Source organism: Hyphomicrobium sp. 2TAF46 (assembly GCF_052114865.1).
Taxonomy (GTDB): Bacteria; Pseudomonadota; Alphaproteobacteria; order Rhizobiales; family Hyphomicrobiaceae; genus Hyphomicrobium_B.
This window is the reverse complement of sequence record NZ_JBFRFO010000001.1, coordinates 496,530-519,812: the sequence shown is the minus strand read 5'-3', so window position 1 is coordinate 519,812 and position 23,283 is coordinate 496,530. Positions and strand designations below refer to the sequence as shown.

The window sequence follows — 23,283 nt, the reverse complement described above, 5'->3', positions numbered from 1 at the left end:
AAGCAGCAACGGCGGCGATCCAAGGCCGGTCGCACGATGCGCCCCCCCCTGTCGCAACCGCCGGAACATGGCGCGTCGCCGTGAGCAGCGCCCTCGCCCACCAATCCGACCACCGGGAAAAGACGCGGCCGGGAAAGCGCAGCGCGCCACTGTGCCTAAATACATCGTAGACCCAGGATGTCGGCTTTTCGCCCGTGGCGGTGAGCTCGACGCGAAATTTGTCGGCCCAGGCTACGATGGGTCGGAATACCAGGCTGGTTCTCGCAATCGGGACGGAAGGTCGACCGATGGGGGTCAAGGCGATCGCCAGCTATCTCAACGAGCGCGGCATCACCCGTCGCGGCCGGCGCTTTTCGACTGGGGGCGTGCACGATCTCCTCACGTCCTCGACCTACTGCGGTCGGCACAAATTCAATCGCTTCGACAGCCGTAACGGGCGGCCGCGTCCGCCCTCTCATTAAGTTGAAGTTCAGGTTCCGGCGATCGTCGACGAGAAGACTTTCAACGCCGTCCAGGCCCTATTGCAAAGTCGAAATCCGAAGTGCGTTGCGCCTCGCGTCGTTAATGGCCCGACGCTCTTGGCGGGCGTCGCCCGATGCGGCCACTGCGGAGCCGCTTTAATCCAAAATACGGGAAAGGGCGCCCTCTACCGGTACTACTGTTGCTCGCGAAAGCTGAAGGAAGGGGCAACGGCATGCAAAGGGCTACGCATGCCGATGGAGCGGTTGGACCAGATCGTCATCGACGAGGTGAGCGCCCGAGTACTTCATCCCGATCGCCTGAGTGATCTGCTGAAGGCCTATCTGAAAGCGGCAAACAGTCGGTCGGCGGATGTCAAGGAGCGGCTGAGCAGGCTTCGGCAGGCACACAAGGACGCCGAAGCGGGAATCGTTCGGCTTCTGACACTCGTCGAGCAGGGTGTCGTGGACGCCGAGGATGGCAGCCTCAGAGAGCGGCTCGTCGGCCTCAAGGTTCGACGCGACGAGCTTGCAGCCGAGATTGCCGATCTACAAAAGCGCCTATCGAACGGCGAGCCGACGATCACTCCCGATAAGATCGTGGCATTTGCGGCCCTGCTGAGAGATAAACTCAGAAACGGACCCCGAGACCTCAAGCAGGCGTACGTTCGGCTTGTCATGCGAGAGGTCAGCGTCGGAGATAAGAAAATCCAAATCTCCGGCTCTAAGGCCGTCCTGGCGCGGGCCGCATCCGACGGCTTCGATAAAGCCGCGCCCGCAGTTCTCTCTTTTGTTCGGGAATGGCGCGCCGGGAAGGATTCGAACCCACGACCCCCAGATTCGTAGTACGGTAATCCACGTCTTTGTTGGACTTCTTCCGTCTCGTGATGTCCTTATATTAATCCATTTAAATCAGCGATTTAAATGTTTTAACTGAGACGTCAAGAGACATTGAAGGCCTTAGGAAGATGAACCTTCCGGGACACCAGTGGGACACGGGATTGAAAGCTTTCTGGCGCTGTCGTAGCGTCAAGCATGCCCGAAATCGCGTCCAATGTCCTCACAGTAAAAGCGCGCCTTAAAGGTGAGCCGGCCGTCTACCGGATCAAGGGAGTACCAGGACTCCACCTCGCCGTGCTTGGTGGCGGTAGGGGGTCGTGGCGCATCCGTTACCGTCCGAGACGCGGTGCTGAAAAGCGCTGGCACACCATCGGTGATGCTCTGACGATCGAGCTGGGCGATGCGATAACGAAGGCTCGTGAGCTGCTCGCTGGTCTGCAACTCGATGGCGTTGATCCAAAAGCAGCTGCTGATAAGGAAGCCGCCGCGAAGCTCACGTTTTCCGACGTCTACCGGGAGTGGATAGACCACCCCGGCCGCAAGCGAACGCTGCGCGTTCGCACGCGTGCGGAATACGAGCGCATTTTTAAAGCTCATGTCGAGAAGCGCATAGGCTCAACAAAGATAGCCTTTCTCGACAAGGCCACAGTGAAAGCGAAGCTTGAGGAAATCCGTAAGGCCACGACAGATTTGAAGCGCGGCTACCGCGGCCTTCAGGCGACAAAATCTTTGACGCTCATCCGTGCTGTCTGCCGCTATGCGCTGACCAAGGAGTACTGCGAACGTGACCCAACGTTTGGCCTTGATCGGCCCGTTCCGGACGCGAACCCAGACGGCAAGCAAAACCGACCGCCGACGAACGAGGAGCTGAAGCTTCTCTGGAATGGTGCGGACGCAATGCAGCCTCAGACCGCGCGTGCGTTCAAGCTGATAGTGCTGCTAGGCAAGCGCGTCGGCGAGCTTGTGGGTGTTCTGAAATCGGAGGTGGAGCTTGGTGAGAACGCCAATCTGTTCATTCCTGGGACGCGGGAAGGAAACAAGAGCCGCGAAGATCAACGCGTGCCGCTGCCGCCGCTCGCTCTCAAGCTCATCGAGGAGCAGATTGCGGCGAGTGGAGATTCACAATTTCTTTTTCCCGGCGACACCGCCATGCGCAACTCGCGCTCCAAGACCAAGGAAACTGAAATTCATATGAATCGCGCCACGCCCTCAGACGCATTGCGTCGCCTAAAAGATGACCTCGGCATCGCGGAGAACGTCCGTCTTCACGACATGCGCGGGCTTATCGTTGATCAGCTGGCTGCGATGCGGGTGCCGAGCGAATATCGGAGTCACGTACTCCACCACACAGGCGATATGAAAGCAACGCTTGCGAGCCGAACCTATACGACATGGGATTTCGCAGATGAGAAGCGCCGCGCCTTGGAGCTTTGGGAGAAACGCCTGCTCGAGATAGTGGAAGGCAAGAAGCCTTCAGGGCTGCGGTGGTGAAATGCGGCTTATGCGGCACGGTTCGCAAGGCTTCCGCAAATTATCAACGTTCAGAGAGAAATGCCAATTGACCGCAATTTTTATATCGTCCTCAAATATCCGTCGTTTTCAGACGGGGTGGGCAAATGCGTCGTATCTTTTTCGGCCTCTGTATAGCGCTAGTCGGCTGCGCGAAAGCATCGACCATTCCGCTGACTAAGGACACGCTTCAGATCACATCAAGCGCGGCTCCCGTTTGCGGAATGACGGGAGCGCAAAACGTTGCGCTGCATCAAGCCGCGGTTGAAACCATTCGCCATGGATACGACAACTTTCTTATCGTCGGCAGCCAATACCAGAATAACGTCGGGGTCGTCGGCTACACCCCAGTTGTCGCAAACACGACTGGTAGCGTCACCGCGATGGGCTACGGTAACAGCGCAACCGCGTTCGGCAATTCAACGACAACCTATTCTGGTGGGCAACCGATTATTGCGGGAACCCATAACCAGTCGTTTGTAGTGAAGATGTTCAAAGATGGCGACCCGGCGGGTAATGATGCCATCTCCGCAAAATCTACGCTCGGACCTAAATGGCAAGAAGCCGTAGCGCAGGATTCTCACACATGCCTTTAGCCTGATAGGCGATTTGCACGCCCTTAGGCGCATGCGGAATGACTGCTAAACTAGGAATGGGTGAATCGTAATAAGCGTTAAACGTTTACCATTGGGAGTATACGTTTTTTTCTAATGTATACGTTTACGTTATTATAATGTATACGTCCACATCGCAAAGTGCGATGTGGACGTATACTTGAGGGTCTCATGACTAAGGTCATTACGATTGCATCCGGCAAGGGCGGCAGCGGAAAAACCACTTTGGCAGTGACGCTCGCCGCGCGAGCGTCGAAGGAAGCCAAGCGCGTCGCCATCATCGATCTTAATAGTGATCAGGGCAATCTATCCCAATGGTATTTGATCCGCGGCGAGCCAGAAAACCCGCTGCTGTTCGATGACTTCGGTGATCTCGATACCTTGCTGTCTACCCTGCGCAGACAGAAGTACGATTGGATTCTGTTGGATTGCGCCCCCGGCGATCTCGACCTGACCGAAAGCGCAATCATGGCCAGCGATGCCGTGTTGGTGCCAGTGAAGGCCAGTGCGTTTGATGCATGGGCCTCCGAAGCCGTCACTGAGATCTGTAGACGCCGAAAGATTCCGTTCGCATTCGTGCTGACGGCCCTAGACAGCAAAATGCGGACGCTGAATACGCACGCAATCAAGAATCTCTCTGCTGAAGGTCAGGTGTTTAAGTCGGGCATGGCCTACAAGGCATCGCAAATCAACGCGGTCGTTGCAGGCAAAGCTGGCTTCGAAGCGGACAAGGAGTTGAAGCCAGAAGCAGATGCCATCTTTGCTGAACTAAAGTTGTTGGCCGGAGGCGCTCGTGGCTGAAGAGGATGTAAACGACTGGGGAGCCGCCCGTCAGAAGTGGGCGGGGAAGATGGACAACAAGCGCAAGGCCCGCAAAGAGCGAGAGCGCAAGGTTGCCGGCTCGATCGACCGCCGCTCCCTCAAGGCATCTGATCGCGACTCGATCTTCAGTTTTCGAACAAACGCTGACCTAAAACCACTCGCTGCGAAGCTCGCCAAGTCACGAGGCTTGGGTATTGGTGAGTTCATGGAAATGCTCGTCATGGCCGCGGCGCGAGACGAGGGAGCGGACCATGCTTAGGTTTGTAGGCGCTCTTTTTCTTGCCTGCGCCGCGGCAGTTTTTGTTCTGGCGCTCATTGGCCAGTGTCCGGTCCGCGAGGGTGGTGCTCTCTCTCTGATGTTCTCTGGGTTAGCGTTCGCTCTTGTGCCTTGGTGGTTGAAAGAGGCGCCGGCCAGGGATGTCGTCGCGGATGTCACGTCTGAGTCTTCCGCTCCCGTCGAGTGTGTCGAGCCTGCGGTAGAGCCCGAGCCGGCCGAGGAAGAGGCACCTTCTCCGCTCGGCTCTGTCCCAGACATCATGCCTGAAGTGCTCGAGCCAGCGAAGGGCAAGAAGACCGAGATCAAACGCGCCTACGATGCTTACGCGCTAGCGTGCAAGAGATCTGGCGCGAAGGCACTGGCACCGGTTGAGTTCGTCCCGCTTATGCAGACCCTTTGCGATGTGCTGAACATCGAGACGCGACGGCGCGGAGCGCACATCTATCTCATTGACGTGAGGGTGGCGGGATGATCATCGCCGCACTAGATAAAAAATCTGGCGCTCTAGCCTGTTGACCGTCGATACGTGCAGGCCACCTTTTTCAGAAGATAAGTCTTTTGCAGCAAGCACATGCGGCGCACTCGACCTTATCGAGGGCCGTTGGAACAAACCAGCACTCGTTCAACGAGTCCTCACAATGAGACCACACAAAATCTGCGTTTGTTCTCTCCATTTAGAGACCGTCGAGAAACGCGCGACGCGCTGAGATCGGCGCAGTGGGCTGCGCATGCAATCGCCCGAAAAAGAGCGAAACAAGAATCGGCGATAACGAGGACCTAAACACAGCGCAGCTGAATCACAAAAGTAAACGAAATCGGGAATACGATTTTATAGTGCCCTAGCGGCCGGAGAGGACACGGTCTCGCAAAGACTGAATTGATCTTCTTGCACGAAACCACAAATAGGCGGACAGGGGCACAAGATCCCCGCCATCAGCAGTCTCATTGATCAGATACATGCGAGCTTCTCCCACGGGGTTCGGCTGGGGGGACGTCCGTATGAGGAAATCTACAAACCCTTCGCCGTCTCTCCGCATCATCTTGCTCTCATCTGAAAAATTGCGTGCCATCAGCAACTCACAAATTCTCTTGGGAAGGCGCTACGCGGCGATCTTTGTTTGGGGCTGCCTTACCCTTGGCGAGGCCGCAACTGCCGCGCTGGGCTTACTCGCCGCCGCAGAACGCAGCCTTTCTCGGCGGTCGCGATGCCGGAGCGCCTCAGCCGACGGATTTGCGACCCTCGGGCGCCCGACGCAGCGCTTGGGCAACCCCTGAAGTTCGCGCTCCCTTCGCGCGCGCCAACGAAGGGTGGAAGCGGCCGGACTGCTTGTTCGATACTTCATGGGGTGGGCTTCCTGTCGATGTTGCAAGGCGGTTGCGGCTGTGTCGCCGCTCCACAGTTTCTCTTGAGGGATTTGCATGCTTCGGTCGGCCCCGTTTCCGCGCTGGTGCCACGCCAGAGAGAGAGACAGCGCTCACCGAGGCGGATGATACAGCCGGATCATGAGACAGCGTGCAATTGACGATGATGGCCTCAGGCCCGAACGTTTCCGCGACTATCTTCGCGAAATCGGGGTATCGGGTCGGGTCGATCAGCACTGTTCCGCGGTACCGAGCGCTCGGGAGCTTGACCTCGACGCGCGCAAATCCGGACAAATTCGGCTCGCATACCGCACTTCCTATTAGATGGTTCCTAATAGGGATCGCGGTATGGGAAAGGGAATTTGTCCGCCCCTCCACGACGGCCATCGCATCGACGAGCCCCCGTTCACTGCGGTCTGATTTGCCGATCCAATCTCTGAGGGCAAACTCAACGTATTTTCGATCGAGGATAATCACGCCGCGCGCCAGCATAAGATCAGCGACGTCTCGGCGGCTATCGGCCAGCCAACGGGTCTCATGCACCGGCAACCCGATGTCAGCCTGGCCAAAAACGAACAGCCGAGCGGGATTTTCTGCTGTCCGGCTGTAGATCCTCAGCCGATGGGCGGCCTGCTTTGGCTCATCATCGATTTGAGAGCGAACGAGAGCATCAACATGCGGGTCGGGATGCGACTCAACTGGAATTTCCAGATCCGAGCCGTCCGCCATCTGGAGTAGTCGTCGGCCCGGGGAAAGCTTCTGATCGCCGGCGGCGTGGATTATTTTGACCCGGTGATCATCGTAGTGGAGAGCTTCGGCTCTTGCCTCGAGGTCAGGTGTCTTCAGCATGGGCCGTCCGATCACGAACCCGCAATTTACACCCTCATATGCGTTGACGCCCCGCTCAGCATTGAAGTGGATTGTTTGCACATTGGATGGCAATCCGATCCTATGCAGCGCATCCTCGACTGCCTTTTGACACGCAACAAGTACATCGATGCGAGTGCCATCCTCGCGGCGGCACGTGGGTTCGCCGTAGTCTCGCGCCGCTTCAACGCAAATTGTCTTCCACATTTCAGTCAAGGCTCTGCGGCCCTTCCCGCTTTCCATATCTATAAATTTGGTCCAGCCGCAGGGGCTGTCGGGATATTGCACGAGGTGATACGAGCCCTCCGGCGGTGCTACCGGCGTTTTTACGAACCTCAGGTCGTGTGAGTAGCCGACGATCGAGCGCAACGCGTCCTCGTTCGCTGTGCCGTCGAGGGCAATGATCGGTACATTCGCGAGTCGTGTCGGGAGATGACTGTGGACCTGGGCATGAACATGAACTTCGCCTTGATTCTCGAAGAGCCAGCATCCCACAACAACGTCTGACTCTTCCGTGCGCGCCGGATTATCCATCGAGCCTCGAAAAGCCTCGAGAATGACGCCATAGAATGCCGCGCACTCGATAGTCGTCTTGATATCCTTTATCTCAACAGAGAGATCCCGAACTTTCTCGCCCGCTGCGCGACGATCGGCACGCTCTTTGATGACCTTTTCCAGTGCCTCCCGCGCGCAGTACTCCCAATTGCGCGTTTCGGTCAGTGCCTCGTCAATGGCGCGCTTGGCAATCGTCTCGTTGCCCGCTCTCTCGCGAATTGCCTTTAGTGGCGCGAGCGCGGATACCGGAATGCGACCCACGCCGTCGGCGGCGATTCGCGTGCTGTTCAGAATTCTGTTGACCCGGCCAAGCGACGCGATCAGGTCCGTCGTGATCTCGATACGGCTTTGTTTCCGTGCTCTGTCCTTGTTCTCGTTCTTGCGTCTCGCTGCTGTCGCGCGCTGCGCCTCGCGTTCCATCTCTGCTAGCAGCCGATTCGAGCCGCATTGCGGGGCGTCGGTCAGCGTCGGCAGGATACTTTCGTCGATCACCAGTAATCCGACTTCGGCGTCGTCAGAGAGCTTACGAATAGTCGTCGGCAAATGCGCATGCACCATGACTGTGATTGGTGCGAGCGTCTTATCTTGTTGCGCGTACGGGCAGGCGTCACGCTTTGTGCAGACTTTGCAGATCGGGGCCGGACTGATTTCGTGTGCTTCCAGTTCGCTCGCGTCGATACCAAATCCGTCCCCATCGATGCAGAGCTTTTCTCGCCCTCTGATAATGCGCATCTGCTCTTTGATTTTGCGCGAGACCTCATCCGAGTCGGTGATGCCCTGTTGGAGAGCTGCCTTCTCCAAGAGAGAGAGAAGATCGGGTCTCAGATCATCGGCTAGCTTTGTTGTGGGAACGGCGATGATGACTTTCTTGTTGCCGCAAATGTATGGCTGGATCGCTGCTCTTAGGCCCGTCGACTTCCCTAATCCCGGTGCCGCGTCGAATACGGTGAATGTCGGTTTCTCTCTCTGTTGGATCAAGCCTTCGCCGACGAATTTCCCTGGTTCGTAGGCAAAAGCCTCTTGAACGACGCGCTTCAGCTGCCGGTTCAGATTTTCACGAGCTGTGCACACATCAGGAAGCGCTAAGCCAGCGCCGGACGCTCTGTGAACGACAAGCCTTCTGCGGCTGTCACCGTTTCCAGTAGCATCGAATTTGTCTCGAGCTTTGGCGCACTCCTGGAGCCAAACGTCGAGCTGTGCGTGATCGTTGATCCGCTGCTCACGCTCTGCGGAACCAGAGGAGGTCTTGCAGATCTGCGTGACAACTAACTTGAGATAGCGGGCGCAAATCTGAGGCCAGCGATCACGTCGCTCATTGCTGATAGAGCCTATAATCCGCAATACGGGGTCGTGCGTGTTTCCTTCGGAGATATCGACAATCTGGGCTAGCCGGAAAGCGTGGCCAGTCGCCGGGTCGTTATTGGGGCGACGCCGCGTTGTGGGGGACTTGATACTGGAGCGGTCGCACCGAGCCCTTGAAGGCCGAAAGGATGACTCGATTGACGAGATCTCGTTTGCGATCTCATCAGGTAGCTCGAGCAGCGGTTCGCCACTCTGGTACAGCGAGACGCGCTCAGCATCGATAGCGATGCCAGACCTCTTCAATTCCCTTAGGCCCGCTTCGTCTAGAGGGAGGTACTGAGTGCGTTTTTTGACGGACAACTTTCTCACGAACCCAGGGCGGGAGGTGAAAAGGAAACGCGGCGCGTCATAGACGTTATCGTCAAAGATGCAAGGTAGGCCCTTGGCTTCGCATTTGGCGTTGAGCCATCGCGCCAAGTGCTTCTGTTGCGCGAGCGTGAGCGGGTTTTTCAAGGCCCACTCAACGTGGCCTCGGAATTCGTGATGGTCCATAAGCCCGAAACGCGAGCTAGCTTGAATGAGGTGGTCGCAAATCAGAAAATCGGCGCCAATGAAATCGAAGACGTCGCGCAAAAGATTGTGTGCGGATTGGACCCCTTGGCGCGCGTCAAAGTCAGGATCGAATTTTCGAGCGTCGAGGTGTTCGATGTCCGCGACTAGAAACGGAAGGTTGGTATCGCAAAAGGTTTTCCCAGACCGTGGATGAGCGTTGCGCGTCCTAAAATGCCCGCGATGCGGTTCCAACTCGTCGGTAAATTCCGGCCGCAGTACGCCGGTAATCAAAGCCGCCGTTGGTTTGTTGGCAAGTTCCCGGCGGACTTCACATCGCCGCGCTAATGAGACTGGTCCTGGGATCTCGTGGACGTAATACAACTTGTCCAAAGGCTGATGATCCTTGGGATCAACCTGCCGAAATTCGCCTTCCTTGATCCATTCGATGTTTTTGCGCGTAGGGCGGCCTTGAGCGCTAAAAACGACTGTTGCCAATGGCATTTCGCGTGGTGGAGTGGACACGGAGGGCCCTTCGCCATCCGGGGTAATTAATGCGGGTTGCATTTATGTTACGCTTTCAACTTATGTGGACCTTCTCGGCCGGCGATTGCCTGAGCGCAGATCGCCAACGAACAAATGATAACAGCGCGAGTGAGCGCTAATTCGAATTATGCTGGGAGTGCAAATCGCACCGCATCAGTTGTCGTGCATGCACGCCTTGCAGTTGTTGCACGACAATATGGGACGTGGTAATTTGTGCTGGTCGCCGGATGAGCTTTCGCCGGCGCGCCTCGCAGCGAGACTCTTTGGACTGGATCTCGTTTGGCAGACCACCGATCTGAGCAATCGGCCTGCCGGAAAATATCAAGCCCCGCGGAGGGATCCCGCGGGGCTTTTCATTTTAAATCGCAAAGAACTCGCTGGAGCTTATCGCTGCTCCTCTTCCAGCGATCTGCGCGGCGCGTGGGTCGTCACGATGCAATCGCTTATATCCGCGACGTATCGGGAAACACTCGCGCTAATTTGGAGGCCGAGGAAGCCACCTATTGCACGAGCTATGGCATGGATAAGAAGCCGCTTCTGTTGCTTTAGTAGAGAAAGAGAGTGCGCGTTTCAGCCTAGCGTGCTCATCATCCCGACGCTGGGTGGAGACGCCGTGTCGGGCCCAGGCAAGAGCTCAATTTTGGGATGAGCTATGTCAAAGCTTGCGAAAAAAACTACAGTGTACGATGAATTCCCTATTTCGGGAGGGGGTTTTTCATGAATTGGTCTCTAGGTCTTTTTCGCCTTTGGGTGATAGGCGCATTCATTTGGGTAGGAATTTTTGCTCTCGCGTACGCGCCGGATATTATAAAAGAATTTCGGGAGGCATACGTACCGCCGGGCTACACGATCTTCGTTCCGATCGATTGTACGCTCGCCAATGGTGTCGAGGGAAAGGACTTCACGAAAATAGAGCCAAAGTCTTGGGAAACGCCAGGCAAGCAGTACTGTCGAGTGACGGAGGAGAAAGCTAGGATTGTGTTACCTCAGTACAAAGATTATTCGCGGGCTGATCTGGCAGAAACACTTACCCAAGAACAGGGAAACTTCACGCCATACCCGAGACCGTGGAGCCGTCTGCAAGTAGCATCGATTATAGTGTTAGTTCCCCCGATCGCATTGCTAATGCTGGGTGCAGCGCTTTTATGGGCGTTGCGAGGCTTCCGTGTCCGGTAAAAATTTCGGGCAAGGGATCTGAGCAGGCGACACTGGATATTGTAAGCAAAAGAAGTTGCCGCCCTGCCGAGCTGACGGAATCAGAGAGAGAAAGAGAGTGCGCGTTTCAGCCAAGCGAAGGATATTTCCAATGGTCGTGGCGTTACTCTTGCTCATCGTACTGGTGCTCAGCGTTCTTTTGGCTGGATGGGTCGGTCTGGTCGTTGCCATAGCGATCGCCGGGCTTGTGGCTTCCGCGTTCGCGGGTCTCGGGTGGCTAGCCTTGTTTATCGTCGGCGCTCTGTTTGTTGTTGGCCTTGTGGTGGAGGCGAAGGATAGCCGAAAGAGGCCGCCGCTGACCGAAGCTGAGCGTGTGGCGCTGGGAGGATGGAGCAACGCGCAGTGTTGGCGGTTTTTGGCGATCTGGTACGCGGTGCCGGTGTTGCTGATTTTCGGGAGCTGGCTGCTGGCCAACGCGATGAAGTAAGTGGCGCAGATGCCAACTGACAACAGGGGCGAATGGACCTGCGCGCTCTGCGATCGCGGCGACAGCCCTCTTCTCGTTCTACAGACGAGAAGCCAGAGCTAGTGTCTATTCATTGCAATTAGTGTTCCCTAATTTCTCAACCGGGTTCGACGGGTTCCCATAACTGCTCGAGGGTGGTCGGAGGTTGGCCAGGAATGACGTCGTAGACATGGACGATTTCGTATCCCGTGGTGTGCCAGACGTTATTCTCGCGGTCGAACTTCTGCATGACTTTGAGGTCAGCGTCGAGCGAGTCCCCTTGACTTAGAGAGATCGTCCGCAGCTGAAGCCTATCGAAGAATGTGCCGTCGATGATCGGCGCCGAAACATCTTGCCCATTGAGGTCAAACTCCCACTTGCGGCTGGAACGCTTAAGGACTGCTTTAACTACCAGCAGGTGCACGCGTTGCGTCGTGTCGCGAAAATCTCGCGGAGCTTCTGTTGGCGCGAGGATCAATTCTGATGTGAACACGTCAGTACGCAGACCAGACAATATCTTCGGGAAGTCATCGCGAGGGATCTCGATGACAGTCTGGTTATCGATAGAGGAAGAGGACATGACAGCCATGCCCTTCACCTCTTGATCCTGATCGACGGCAGTAATTGCTTTGCGGACGCCTTGAGCAACTTTCTGATTGGCTTCGATTTTCTGTTTCACCTCCTCAAGCGAGGCAGGCATCGTCACCTCATCGCTTTCAGTGACCAATACCAGTTCTGTGCCGACGACCTTCCAATGAGGCTTCTCATGGCCCTTCCAGGCATCGTAGACAAAGGAGAGAAGCAGCGGCAGGGCGATTGATACAGCGGTGAACTGCAAAGCCGTTTTCGCGAACTTGGCCGTCTTGATATGTGCGAGAAAGCTGCCGCGACCGGTGCTCTCCAGAACGACTTCAAGTTCAAAGTCCGGATTTACGATCTTGTTAATCTCGCGCAGGGCGTCGGCGAACCCGGAAAGCGCTTGGCTTAGCGTGTAGACATCGATGTCGTAATTGGTGTCGAATCGGATGGTGAAATGGTCATCCGAGAAAGAGGCTAAATTTATGCGAGCCACGGGATACTCCGGAGGCGCTGAATATAGCGATATAGGAAAAGAAGTCGGAAGAGATCAACGGAGTTTACAGCAATAGTCCGCCTTCCGCTATTCTCCCAAGCACCAAACATGCGCCGTGAACTTTTTGGCTGCGTCAGCAATATCCGGAGCCGTCATCACCGGCGCGTTCGCGTCGGAGTCAGATACCTCTATGCCATTCGATTCAAGGAAGCTGACTGCAGCGTTGGCTTTGATGGCGAAGTTAATCTGCTCAGGGAAGCTCCCGGTTTCTTTAATCAGAGAGAGAGCGTCTAGCTTAGCAACAACTACACCAACAACGGCCCCCGTCTGATCCAGAACAGGTCCGCCGCTGTTTCCTGGTTGGACTGGTGCCGTGAGTTGAAGCTTTCCCGTGTCGTCGCCCATCCCAGCAAGGGCTGTGACGCTGCCTCGCGTGAAGTTGCCGGATGATGCAACTATTCCGGTCAGTGGATAGCCGAAAACGAAGACGTCTTCTCCGAGCCGAACGCGCTGCCGAAATCTTGGTGCCGACCAGTTTGGGAATGGTGGAGAGACTTTGATCAACGCAAGATCGTTCGTACGATCCTGAGCCAAGACTATCGCGCGCACCAACCCCGATGCCCCTGGTTGCTCAGCGGCAATTGCTTTGCAATCCTTGATGACGTGAGCGTTGGTGAGAAGCTGTCCACTATTTCCAACCATGAACGCTGTGCCGCTTGAGAGTGTAGGCTCCGCGCTGGCTGGAGGTTTCGGCGAAATCGGTGCTGAGGGAGTAACTACGGGCGTTGCAACAGGTTGGGTGATCTGTGGTGGCGCAAGTGTGGCCACCTCTTCCATGAGCCCACTTGTAGAAATCCAGCCGGCCATCCCTTGCCACTGCATGTAACACCATTGGGACTGTCCCACACCATCTTCCGGCGGACGACAAGTCCCAACCTTTTGCAGACCTCGCTCGCCCGCAGGAACCGTGCCGACGAGTGGCGCAGTCATGGACGGGCTCGACCTCATGTTCATGAAGCCGGCAACCACCGTTGAGGGCACGCGGAACTGGTAGCTCAGAGCATCGGCTGGTCGCCCCTGTTCCAGGGCGACGGACGCGTTAACGCACTCTACTGTTTTGGCAAGAGCATCTGCAGACCCCTCCAACGCGTAGCGGTCACTTCCAGCGGGCGATATCATCTCAAGAACGTGAGCCGAGGCGAGTCCATCTATTGCTTGCAGGGTCAAAGTTCCCAAGCGGCCAGCTTTCAGCGAGGTCAGTTGCGGCGTAGCTCTATGAATCAATTTGCCGTCTACGTAGAGGCTAATTGGCCGTTGTTGCGCGATGCTATCAATGCGAGTGCCGCCGACTAATCCTGCCCAATGGCCGTCGCGATAGTTCGCGAATACAAAGCGATCCTTTATGAAGATTGGCGCTTCGAAATCCTTGACGGCGTAGCAGCCTACGAACCGGCCGGAGGTGTTCAACATAACCGCCACCTGCCAGCCTCGCTGCTCCCAAAATATTCTGTCGGGTTCCGCGCCTTCTGCGCAACGAGGAGTAGACGATAGAGCGAGGGCGAACAGACCAATGGTTGTTATTTTTTTCATCCGCCGTGGTGCTTTTTGCCGAGGTTGGACTTTGCATTTATGTAGGCGAATTCAAGCCGGATTGTCGATAACTTGCAAGCAACGAAGACTGTTTGCGATTGAGAGGACGGGCCGGTTTTTGCCGATCAGAATGCCTGTAAGCGGGAAATTCGATGCGACGAAATGAAATCTGATTCTACGTCCAGGAGAGTGAAGCAGGGCCGAACAAGACGCCAAATTTCCAACGCGGCCACCGACCGCGCTTTGAGCGACTAACATTCTTACTTTGAAAGCCACCCGATATCAGTAAATCGCACATTTCCGGGTGTACGCGCGTTCGCGAATCACACCAAGGAACGATCCAGCGTGGAGTTTCATAACGGCGAAAACGCCGGAGGTGGTGTAAGGAAAAAAGTAGTACCTACCCCGATCGGGACCATTCCAAAAACACTGTCGCATTCCAGTGGGGCTAGCCGCCGACTTCGCCTGCCCAGGTTGATCACGGCCAATTAGAAATCGACAACGCGCGTTTCATCGGCTCAAGCCCATCTGCTAGAGCGGAGGTGAAGCCGTGCCCTGGGAGGCGTTCTTCTTTGTCGTAAACTCCACTTCAAAGTCGGACGACCACGGACTGGCCTGCAGCTCGAGCATAAACTGAGACAGCCTCAACTGATCTTTTTTGGATATGGACTCGGTTTTGTAATTGCAAGCATCGTCCAGCGGCCACGCTAAGAAGCAGCTAGTAAATTGCTTTCCTGGCGCGAAGTTTTTGACGAAAAGCTCGTAACTCGACATGGCAATTAGAATTATCGCCAGTAGGGAATTGAAGACTAAGCAGCGTTGTAGGTATCGGCTGAGTACAGTCAGCGCAATGCGCCCGTAGATCCACGCAAAGCCTGCAATCAGCACCGCGAAGACGGAGTTTCGGACCACAAGCAGCATACACCCACGAGGGAAAGGGTAATCCCACACCTGCGCTGCGAACGCGGTGCAAGCGGCAATCAGAGCGCCTCCCGCAACAAGGTACGCTGACGAGACGACGTCCAAACATCCGAGCGCAATATCCGCGCCGGACCTAATTTCTCCCTCGTGACTTTCGGTCGGTGATGAAGGCATGACCTGATCTTGCGTCAATCGCTATTCTTAGGAGGGGGCAACGCGTTATAAGGGTCGCCGAACGTAAAGGGCTCGGTGGGTCTTCCAATGCCCTGCGTATAGACCTTGGTAATCTCGTAGGCTTTGTTCACCCAGGTCTGCGATGTGCGCGAAAACTTACGATAGATCGTCAGTTCGACGTTCATATTCGAACCGCCGCGCAGGAAATTGGACTCCATAGTCGCAAGGTAGTGAGGGTCCGTAATGGTCACGGTTATGCGCTTGCCGTCCCACACGCAGCGCCACGTGTTGGGCCTGCCTCGTACAGGACTTGTGAAATAGATCTGTGCGTTGACGACCTCACGGTCCTTCGGATTGCCGATCGACAATGTGATGTTGTTCGTCAGAAAGGTGCCTTTTGGAATATAATCCGCAGGAATTCGCGCCGGTCTTCCGATTGCGTGGTTGATCTGTTGCTTGGAAATCGAGAACGTTGTTACTTTATCCTCGTTCGAGAGGGAGAACCCGATGCCAGTTACGTTGTCGTTGTGCTGGGTTGCGCTCAGAACGCGCCGAACGCCGCGCTGGACCTTGCGGTTCTTCTTGACCTTGGGCACCAAGCGGAAAGCGTCATGAAGCATGGTGACGGACGCGTCGGAACTTACCGTGGTCACGGTCTCCTCGGTCGAGCTGACTTCGTACTGAGCTTGAGGGCTCGAACGATCATAAAGCGCTTTCAGCAGTAGTGCGCCGACATAGTCGTGCGGTACGGCGGCCGTCTGCGTTACCAGAACGCCCACTAATGCTGCGCCGGCTGCGTCTTTGAGCTTCTTACGAAAAGTGACCTTAAGCTTGACGCTACCCGGAGTGATGCCGCCGATTTCTATATCAATCTCGAAGTCGGGATCGACGATCTCGCCAATGGCCTTGGCGGCCTGTCTGAGACCCTTCATAGTCTCTTCGAGCGTCTTCCAATCGAACGGCAGGCTTGCGCCCTGGAAGACGAGTGTAAAGCCTTCGTGGTCGCTGTAGCGCGAGAGATCGATCTCTTGCATGTCTCGCCGCCCTCGGTGCGGGAATAATCAGCAGGAACTGAGTTTACGAATTCAGCCTAACTAGCAACCACCCACGGCGACGGGTTATCCACAGCCTCAGTAGCAAGGCACCAAAATATAGAGAGCGTTAAGGGGAGTTCGAGGGGCAGACGCTGTTTTCAGAGCTGGTGGCCAAGATACCGGCCATCGATTTAAAATCAAAGGCCGTAGCATTGCTCATGGTGTATTCCACCCCCTGTAGGAAGGCGCCGTGTCGTTCGCAGAACCAGCGGATGCTGTTCATCAACCCGACCATGGCACCGAGCGGAACCAATGCGCTTCATGCTGAGGTGGTCGAGCGCGATCGGTTTGCTGCTTGAGCCCCCCTTTTCAATTGGGGCTTTTTTCGGCGGCCTTCTTACAATCTGACACGAGACTAACGCTGGATTTGTCGACCTGAACTGCGGTGATTGTGCAGTTACCTAGCGGCCCCGTTTCTTCGAAATTGTCGCCTTAATGGAGGCTGTATTGCCTTCCATTGGCGGAAACGCTTACGGTATCGTCGAGAAAGGGCCGCATACCAACGAGGATTCCAGAGATCATTTCTGCGTGGTTCGCCTGTATTGTGATCGGCTTCTGCGGCGTGAGTTTCGCAACCGCCTCTCTGAGTTCGGCCATCTCCTTTTCGTCGGACGCGAGCGCGGCTGTCTTAGACGCATTGTCTTTTTTCAACGAGATATTTTCTTCGGAAAGCTGCTTGTAGTTCTGGTTCTGATTGATCAGTTCGCTGAACTTATCAGCCGTGGCCTTCAATGCGGTGTTGGCTGCAACCGTCGTTTTGGCCATGTCTTCGAAGTTTAGCTTTTTGGCGTCAGTGTAGGAACTGCAGGCGTTCGCACCTTGGTCCTTGCCAAGGGCGTAGTAAAAAACGATTGCGCTACCTGCTGCAGCAACAAGGAAGGCAAGAACGGCCGCGCCCTCTACGGTGCTCAAGTACCGGATTGTTTTGATCGCCATGAATGCCTCTTCGATAGAGAACGTGCTATCGTCAGCGTGAAAACAAAGAATATTGAGAGGGGGTGGGAGGAAACCTTCAACCGTATAAGCCCAGGCAATCCAGGAATCCAGCTGGTCGATCGAAGGGCTCTTTTGAGCGTCGGTCGGGGCACCCGCGCCATCCTCGAATAGAGCGAGGGTCCGCACAAGGCATTGCATCGAGACCCATCCGAAGCGCGGTGAAAATGCTCAGGCACGATAAGCTTTTTTCCGACCGGCCCGACCACCTTCGCGCGGCTAACATCCCTACTTTCTGAAAGCCCCCCCCCCCTATCCGCTGGTCAGCACATTTCCGCTTGCGTGATCGACTTCGTATCCACGGAGTCCCGTTCCATCGCACGGAGTCTCGCCGCGGAAAAAGCCGCCCCCTGGTTGGCGGCCGAAAAGTAGTACCTACAGGGCACCTTTTTCGGCGTGCCGATTTTTTCGCGCAGCCAACGAGATCGCAGATGAGTGGACTGATGTTCAGACCAGCGTCACCTCAGCGCGAGCAGTCCGGCCAAGGCGAGGCAGATGCCTATGGCCTGCACCAGCAACGCACGGTAGATCGAGGCCCGCAAGTCGCCGAAGGCTCGGGTCAATGTCGCTTCCATAATCAGTTCACTCTCTCTCATCGTGCCTCGTCCCTTTGCGTCGCCCATTACACGATACACGATCGCGCGCCCGATCTTAAGTCGCTTTGCGATCTCACTGGCACCGAGCCCTTCGGACCCTACTTTCTGAAAAGCCCCTAGACCGGGTCGCACATTTCGACTTGCGTGGTCGATTTGAGATCCGCGGAGTCTCGTTCCAGTTGAGGAGTCCCGGCGCGGCGAAAGCCGCACCGGCCGGCGGCCGGAAAAGTAGTACCTAGCCGGAAGTGAACACCGGCTGCGGTAGGCTATCGCCGCTTCCGCTCAAGCGCTGCGGCCGCTCTTTCGATCAACAGGCGCAACATGCCGGCTCGCGAGGGGAGTGATTTTTCCATTCGGCGAAGCTCGTCGAGATTCTCCAGGGCAGCCGACGGCAAGCGTATCGTTATGGCCGCATCGTTTTCGTCGCGCTTCAATTCAGGCCTCTCGAATAATGTATTGCATGAAAGACATGTATTGCAAATATTGCGAGCTGACGCAAGCATTTAACGTACTATTTGGGTGAATCATGCTCTCGTGGTGCTTGTCAAAATCGGCAACGAAGGGCAACTACGATGGACAGAACAGAGAATTTTACGCTCACGATGGACGGCGGCTATCGCAATGCGCTGTTAGCTGTGTTTGGGAGATACTCTAATGCGACAGCGAAAGAATTCGTCGCAGACCTGAGGCAGTTGAAGTCGTGCTCTGGCGCAATTATCCGGGTGAAAGACGCGGAAGCCGCGGCGGCAATCCAGATCATTTCATCGGAGCACCACTCGGATTTTCCGTTTTACATCACCTGGGGCGAGGGGGCGGAAGAGCGGACCGCACATGAGTCGACTTGCGACCACGATCTTGTTCGCGAAATCGCCAATTACATCGAGCGCGATCGTGTCGCGCGCCGGGGCATTGCCATCCTTGAAGAGGACCTTAGCGAGATGGGAAGATCGCTCGATGAGCCCGATAAAATGGATGAGATTTTGGACCATATGAGCGAGCTTTGCACAAGCTTGCGCGCCCAGCTTGCCGCTCTCGGCGGCGACGGGCAAGCACGACCGACGCTGTTAGTCTGACCGTCGTCGTCCGTTGTGCGGTACAGAGAGAAAGAGAAAACTAAGCGGGCTCGACCCTTTCAATGAAACGAGCTTTCTAAATTAAATGCTGTAACGACCGTCTAAGCATTCAATATGAGGTGCTGATGTCTTCCAAATTTGTTTCCTACTTGCGTGTCTCGACCCAAAAGCAAGGACGCAGCGGGCTCGGTCTTGAGGCTCAGCGGGATGCTGTCACCACGCACGTCGCTTCAGCAAATGGCAGACTGCTGGGGGAATACATTGAAGTCGAGAGCGGCAAGAAAAGCGATAAGGAGCGGCCGAAACTCGCTGAGGCTCTAAAACATGCAAAAATGACGGGGGCCACGTTGGTCGTCGCGAAGCTTGATCGTCTGAGCCGAAACGTGGCTTTTCTCGCTTCGCTCATGGACGGTGGCGCAAAATTCGTATGCGCCGACAATCCGCACGTCACGAAACTGACCGTTCACGTCCTCGCTGCCGTTGCGGAGCAAGAGAGAGATGCGATCAGCGCCCGGACCAAGGCAGCGCTGGGCGCTGCAAAGCGACGTGGTGTGAAGCTGGGAGCGCGAGATCCGGGGCATATTGCGAAGCACGCGGCGAAGGGCAATCGCGCCAGTCGAGTGGCACTGAAGATTCAAGCCGACTCATTTGCCGCGGATGTGCTTCCGATCATCAGGGATATTCAGGCGGCCGGTACAACAACGCTTAAAGGTATTGCGTCTCAATTGAATCAGCGAGGTATCCAAACCGCACGAAATGGTCAGTGGTACCCTGGTACAGTACGTGCCGTCATGGCGCGTCTGATGATTTGAATGTCTTTTATACGCGTGGGCGGGATGGTTGTCGGCCCCTATTTAGGCGTGACCAGCGTCCCAATTGGTCTCGTGCAGAGACTGAGCTTTCCAGGCTTTTCTTCCATTTTGATCTCAAGCTGATCGGTTCCGCACCGAGAGGCGAACGGTTAAATCGCTCCACCGCAGTGTCCCACTCGGCTTGGCTGATGACGTGCTCGAATCCATGTGCATTGGGATAGTCGCGTTGCTTGTCCACATACACTCTCTCTCGCGTGCGACGGGTGCTCAGAAGCCGCTGTCTGCTGCGGTCGCGCGGCTCGGCAACTCCAGGGCAACACAGCCCCTTGTGGCAGAATCGGCTCAAGCGCCAACGGGCGCTAGGTTAATTAGGAGCACCGTAATGCCCTGGGACGGTAGTGGTAATTTCTCTCTCGCGCAGGACTTCTCTGCTGATCGCGATGCTGGGCCGCCAGCGTCGCTTATCGGCGCCGATAAGATGATGGACGTACTGCAGGACATCGCTGCAGGACTCATGCTCTGCATTCAGCGCGGCGGTCAGAACACTCCCACCTCAGATATTCGTTGGGGCAACTATCGCATCCGGGATCTCGCCCGCGGCAGCATCCCAACAGACGCCGTTAACGCAAGTCAGGTTGCGGAGGCGCTCGTCACCTACTGCGGCTTGACCGCCGGCACAGCAGCAGCGATCACGGCCACCAACTCATTCATGAGTGAGGTCGCAGTCGGTACGACCGTGCGCGCCACAGCGCTCAATGCGAACGCCGATAACGCGACTCTGGTTTGTGCTGGATCGACCGGCAATATCATCGAAAAGGACGGCAATCAGGTCAAGGCCGGCCGCATCGTCGCGGGCAAGCTATTTGCATGCACGTGGGATGGCTCTCACTGGGTGCTCATCGAGACCGGCAGCAAGCCGTTCGACGCGGCGATCGTCGCCCTGAACGCGCTCGCGCAGCTCGTTCCCGCTGCGGACAATCTCGCTTACTTCAATGGCGGGACCACAGCCGCTCTGACAAGCCTGACCGCATACGCTCGCACGCTGCTCGCCGCTACCGATGCTTCGGCACTTGGAGCCATCATAGGACTTCCCGCTGGCACGCTGATGTCGTTCTTCCAGACGGCTGCGCCGACGGGCTGGACGAAGAGCACCACGCACAACGATAAGATCCCGCGCATCGTGTCCGGCACCGCAGGCAATGGTGGCTCGACTCCGTTCTCGACGGTGTTTGCGCCACGCACCGTCGCACGTGCAAACTTGCCGAACGTGACACTCGCAGGAACCGGCACGACAGACACGCAGGGCTCGCACTCCCATACGGTCACGGCGCCCGCTGTCGGAACCTCCGGCAATGACACGCCGAACCAGCCGAAATGGACAGTCATGACGACCACAAACTACGGCAACTTGTCTGTGACTTCGAGCACGAACGGCTCGCACAGCCACAACGTAAACACCAATTCCGAGAGTATGAACGGCGGCGTTACTCAGACGACGATCGATTTCGCTGTGCAGTATGTCGACTGCATTATTGCTGCCAAAAATTAGCCGAGAGAGAAAACGCGGCTAGCAGACAAAGGCGACAGCGAGTCCGGCTAGGATATTCCGCTGCGATTGTCCCTGTAATCACGATAGACTTGGACGCAGGTGTGGGCTGCACAGCGCGTATTGCATGCCCGGCGGTCGTATCCGCAGTGCCCCGGCGCTACGAAGGCGGACTGCAATTAAAACAATCCCGGCTGCGGATCAGATTTTCTTGGCTTAGCCTTCCGCGCCGGCTCTTGCTCCGTCATGGTCCAGTTGCCGGTGTCTTCGTACGTCCTCAGCACTGCCTTCACATCAGCTAACGCGGCGTCGCTCTCGCACAGCCATGTCGGCCAATCCTCCGGCTGAAGGATGGCTGGCATTCTGTCTGTGATCTTCGCAATGAGCGCGTTGGCCGGCGTCGTCACTTGAATGAATGTGTCTAGTGTATCGGCACCGTTCGTCCACTTCTCGCAGATCACGGCAATGGCAATCGGCTTCCCATCGTTTGGCGTGATGACCCATTGCTTGGTTTTGCCGTTTGGAAGCTCTTCGCCTTCGTTGAACGTATGAACGACCAGAATACCGCGACCATACGTGAAAGCATTAGCGAATGTTGGCAGCCGTTCGATGGTCTCGGAACGGGCGTGCATGTGCTTAGGCCGGGATGGGTTAGCGTCGCCCTTGCCTGCGAAGCCCCAACGCATAGAGACGACTTCGCGCTCGCCCGATTCATTCAGTCGAATGATGTTCGCGAAGCGCATGGGGGTCGAGATGACTTCGCTATCGGTCTCGATAAGCGGCCGAGAGAACGCGTGAACGTTGCGCCATGAAGCCATTTGTGTGAACTTACCGCACATGAAGCTAGTATGGTGCGTCGCAAGATGATCTGCAAATGATACGTTCTCGCTGCCCTCAACGAACCTCACAAGGTGGTGTTCGCGCGCGACATGGGCGTGAAGATGTGGAACGGTCGACTGCCGGAAATGCTTTTTCAGAAGGAGGAGTCTAGAGGGGAGTCTAGAAGAAGGATTCTTCAGATGAAAAAAGTCATTATCGGCACAGCCATTGCAGCGCTTTTGTCCGCTGTTCCAGCTCTCGCCGTAGAGAATTCGCCTGCCACGCCACCAAACTCAGGCCCTGGCATTAAGGGCGCTCCAGGTAACAAGAGCGGACCAATCGTAACGCCGTCCGGCCAGAATAAAATGGGAGGCACCGGCGCCTCACCAGGAGAGACCGGCAAGGGCCTAAACCCGGCGACACAGCCGTCGCAGGATTCGACTGGCGTCAAGGGCAAGCCGGGCAACAAGAGCGGTCCGGCCGCAAAGCCGAACGTGCCGGGCGGAACAGCGCAATAGCGATATTTGTCATGCTTGAGAAAGGGCCCGTTTCGCTTGTTCGAGGCGGGCCCTGATGTGATCCACTGTGGGGAGTTTTCTAAGCGCAGTTAGGTCATGACGCCTTCGAAGTCGGCACGGATAATTGGTCCGGAAGTTTTGCCGCGTCATGATTTGCGCCAATCGCCTCCTGCACCGCCCTTTGAAAAGCGATTGGATTGTTCAGCGCGGGCGGACGTATGTCATCCACTCCAGTTCCGTGGAACTCGACATTCCCGAAGTTGAGTAGTCGTCCCAAGAAATTTTGATGCAGCTGCACTTCTTCTATTGCTCTTAGCTGAAGGTCGTTGGTCCGCCGTTGGAAAAGGCCACGTTTGTAGATCAGCCGAAGATTGGTAACGGCTATTTCCGTCGTCCACGGCTCGTATAAGATTGCGCAGAAACCAGTGGCCGCGCAGATCAAAATCAAGGCTGCTATTGCTGGAGCGCCATACAGCAGGCAAGAAATCCCGGCGACTAATCCGAACAGCAGCGTCAGCCAGGCTGCGGCGTAGCGGGCAGTTGGAAACCGGGCGGCGTAGTGGACCGTCTCATTGGCACCAAGACTTTGCTCGATGTAGCTCATGTGTCGTTGGCTTCGGTCGCTGACGATTAGAAATTAAACGTCATTGATAGCAAGRCAGTTCCTGGTAACCGATGCAGGCTTGGAGGGTGTTCCTCTGCGCCTCCGGCTTC

The 23,283-nt window shown here is 56.2% G+C and carries 22 protein-coding genes; 13 read left to right on the top strand and 9 right to left on the bottom strand.

Going from position 1 to position 23,283, the window contains the following annotated elements; translation table 11 throughout:
* Positions 1-287: 287 nt before the first annotated feature.
* From AB4Z24_RS02380 to AB4Z24_RS02350, 7 genes are all read left to right on the top strand, one after another.
* Positions 288-461, top strand: a complete 174-nt coding sequence (locus AB4Z24_RS02380) for a recombinase family protein (RefSeq protein WP_441705650.1) — start codon at positions 288-290, stop codon at positions 459-461.
* Positions 462-521: 60 nt separating this feature from the next.
* Positions 522-1,304: a recombinase zinc beta ribbon domain-containing protein gene (locus tag AB4Z24_RS02375; RefSeq protein ID WP_441705648.1), complete on the top strand. Its 783-nt coding sequence runs from the start codon at positions 522-524 to the stop codon at positions 1,302-1,304.
* 189 nt (positions 1,305-1,493) lie between these two features.
* On the top strand, positions 1,494-2,789 hold the full coding sequence (locus AB4Z24_RS02370) for a tyrosine-type recombinase/integrase (RefSeq protein WP_441705647.1): 1,296 nt from the start codon (positions 1,494-1,496) through the stop codon (positions 2,787-2,789).
* Positions 2,790-2,914: 125 nt separating this feature from the next.
* A complete protein-coding gene (locus AB4Z24_RS02365) occupies positions 2,915-3,403 on the top strand; it encodes a hypothetical protein (protein WP_441705645.1) in 489 nt (162 codons plus the stop codon).
* Between the two features lie 189 nt (positions 3,404-3,592).
* Positions 3,593-4,222 carry a ParA family protein gene (locus AB4Z24_RS02360; protein ID WP_441705643.1) on the top strand — a complete coding sequence of 210 codons (630 nt, stop codon included), beginning with the start codon at positions 3,593-3,595 and terminating at the stop codon, positions 4,220-4,222.
* Complete coding sequence (locus tag AB4Z24_RS02355) at positions 4,215-4,502, top strand: hypothetical protein (RefSeq protein ID WP_441705641.1); 288 nt, start codon at positions 4,215-4,217, stop codon at positions 4,500-4,502. The genes AB4Z24_RS02360 and AB4Z24_RS02355 overlap by 8 nt, the downstream gene beginning before the upstream one ends.
* A complete protein-coding gene (locus AB4Z24_RS02350) occupies positions 4,495-4,992 on the top strand; it encodes a hypothetical protein (RefSeq protein WP_441705640.1) in 498 nt (165 codons plus the stop codon). Before AB4Z24_RS02355 ends, AB4Z24_RS02350 begins: the two co-directional genes overlap by 8 nt.
* A 746-nt stretch (positions 4,993-5,738) precedes the next feature.
* Here AB4Z24_RS02350 and AB4Z24_RS02345 read toward each other — a convergent pair.
* Positions 5,739-8,375, bottom strand: coding sequence for a hypothetical protein (locus tag AB4Z24_RS02345; protein ID WP_441705638.1), 2,637 nt, complete (start codon positions 8,373-8,375; stop codon positions 5,739-5,741).
* Between the two features lie 756 nt (positions 8,376-9,131).
* Between AB4Z24_RS02345 and AB4Z24_RS02340 the strand changes: the two genes are divergently transcribed.
* Positions 9,132-9,326 carry a hypothetical protein gene (locus AB4Z24_RS02340; RefSeq protein ID WP_441705636.1) on the top strand — a complete coding sequence of 65 codons (195 nt, stop codon included), beginning with the start codon at positions 9,132-9,134 and terminating at the stop codon, positions 9,324-9,326.
* A gap of 1,681 nt (positions 9,327-11,007) precedes the next feature.
* Positions 11,008-11,343, top strand: coding sequence for a hypothetical protein (locus AB4Z24_RS02335; RefSeq protein WP_441705634.1), 336 nt, complete (start codon positions 11,008-11,010; stop codon positions 11,341-11,343).
* Between the two features lie 136 nt (positions 11,344-11,479).
* On the opposite strand, the gene AB4Z24_RS02330 is transcribed toward AB4Z24_RS02335, so the two are convergent.
* The 6 genes from AB4Z24_RS02330 to AB4Z24_RS02305 form a co-directional block, all read right to left on the bottom strand.
* Positions 11,480-12,433, bottom strand: coding sequence for a hypothetical protein (locus tag AB4Z24_RS02330; RefSeq protein WP_441705632.1), 954 nt, complete (start codon positions 12,431-12,433; stop codon positions 11,480-11,482).
* An 87-nt stretch (positions 12,434-12,520) separates the two neighbouring features.
* Entirely contained in the window at positions 12,521-14,023 is a 1,503-nt protein-coding gene (locus AB4Z24_RS02325; protein WP_441705630.1) for a trypsin-like peptidase domain-containing protein, read from the bottom strand.
* A 531-nt stretch (positions 14,024-14,554) separates the two neighbouring features.
* Positions 14,555-15,136 (bottom strand): hypothetical protein, encoded by a 582-nt coding sequence (locus AB4Z24_RS02320; RefSeq protein WP_441705628.1) that lies wholly within the window; start codon positions 15,134-15,136, stop codon positions 14,555-14,557.
* Positions 15,133-16,152, bottom strand: coding sequence for a hypothetical protein (locus AB4Z24_RS02315; protein ID WP_441705627.1), 1,020 nt, complete (start codon positions 16,150-16,152; stop codon positions 15,133-15,135). Before AB4Z24_RS02315 ends, AB4Z24_RS02320 begins: the two co-directional genes overlap by 4 nt.
* 492 nt (positions 16,153-16,644) lie before the next feature.
* Positions 16,645-17,148, bottom strand: a complete 504-nt coding sequence (locus AB4Z24_RS02310; RefSeq protein ID WP_441705625.1) for a hypothetical protein — start codon at positions 17,146-17,148, stop codon at positions 16,645-16,647.
* 515 nt (positions 17,149-17,663) lie between these two features.
* The gene (locus AB4Z24_RS02305; RefSeq protein WP_441705623.1) at positions 17,664-17,801 is read right to left on the bottom strand and encodes a hypothetical protein; all 138 of its coding nucleotides are present in this window, start codon (positions 17,799-17,801) and stop codon (positions 17,664-17,666) included.
* Between the two features lie 572 nt (positions 17,802-18,373).
* Here AB4Z24_RS02305 and AB4Z24_RS02300 point away from each other — a divergent pair.
* The 3 genes from AB4Z24_RS02300 (at position 18,374) to AB4Z24_RS02290 (ending at position 21,235) form a co-directional block, all read left to right on the top strand.
* Positions 18,374-18,874, top strand: coding sequence for a hypothetical protein (locus tag AB4Z24_RS02300; RefSeq protein WP_441705621.1), 501 nt, complete (start codon positions 18,374-18,376; stop codon positions 18,872-18,874).
* A 125-nt stretch (positions 18,875-18,999) separates the two neighbouring features.
* The gene (locus AB4Z24_RS02295) at positions 19,000-19,686 is read left to right on the top strand and encodes a recombinase family protein (RefSeq protein ID WP_441705619.1); all 687 of its coding nucleotides are present in this window, start codon (positions 19,000-19,002) and stop codon (positions 19,684-19,686) included.
* 382 nt (positions 19,687-20,068) lie between these two features.
* Positions 20,069-21,235 (top strand): hypothetical protein, encoded by a 1,167-nt coding sequence (locus AB4Z24_RS02290; protein WP_441705617.1) that lies wholly within the window; start codon positions 20,069-20,071, stop codon positions 21,233-21,235.
* A 176-nt stretch (positions 21,236-21,411) separates the two neighbouring features.
* On the opposite strand, the gene AB4Z24_RS02285 is transcribed toward AB4Z24_RS02290, so the two are convergent.
* Complete coding sequence (locus tag AB4Z24_RS02285; protein ID WP_441705615.1) at positions 21,412-22,071, bottom strand: SOS response-associated peptidase family protein; 660 nt, start codon at positions 22,069-22,071, stop codon at positions 21,412-21,414.
* A 180-nt stretch (positions 22,072-22,251) separates the two neighbouring features.
* On the opposite strand from AB4Z24_RS02285, the gene AB4Z24_RS02280 reads away from it, so the two are divergent.
* The gene (locus tag AB4Z24_RS02280) at positions 22,252-22,569 is read left to right on the top strand and encodes a hypothetical protein (protein ID WP_441705613.1); all 318 of its coding nucleotides are present in this window, start codon (positions 22,252-22,254) and stop codon (positions 22,567-22,569) included.
* A 94-nt stretch (positions 22,570-22,663) separates the two neighbouring features.
* On the opposite strand, the gene AB4Z24_RS02275 is transcribed toward AB4Z24_RS02280, so the two are convergent.
* Complete coding sequence (locus AB4Z24_RS02275) at positions 22,664-23,173, bottom strand: PH domain-containing protein (RefSeq protein WP_441705611.1); 510 nt, start codon at positions 23,171-23,173, stop codon at positions 22,664-22,666.
* Positions 23,174-23,283: the final 110 nt, after the last annotated feature.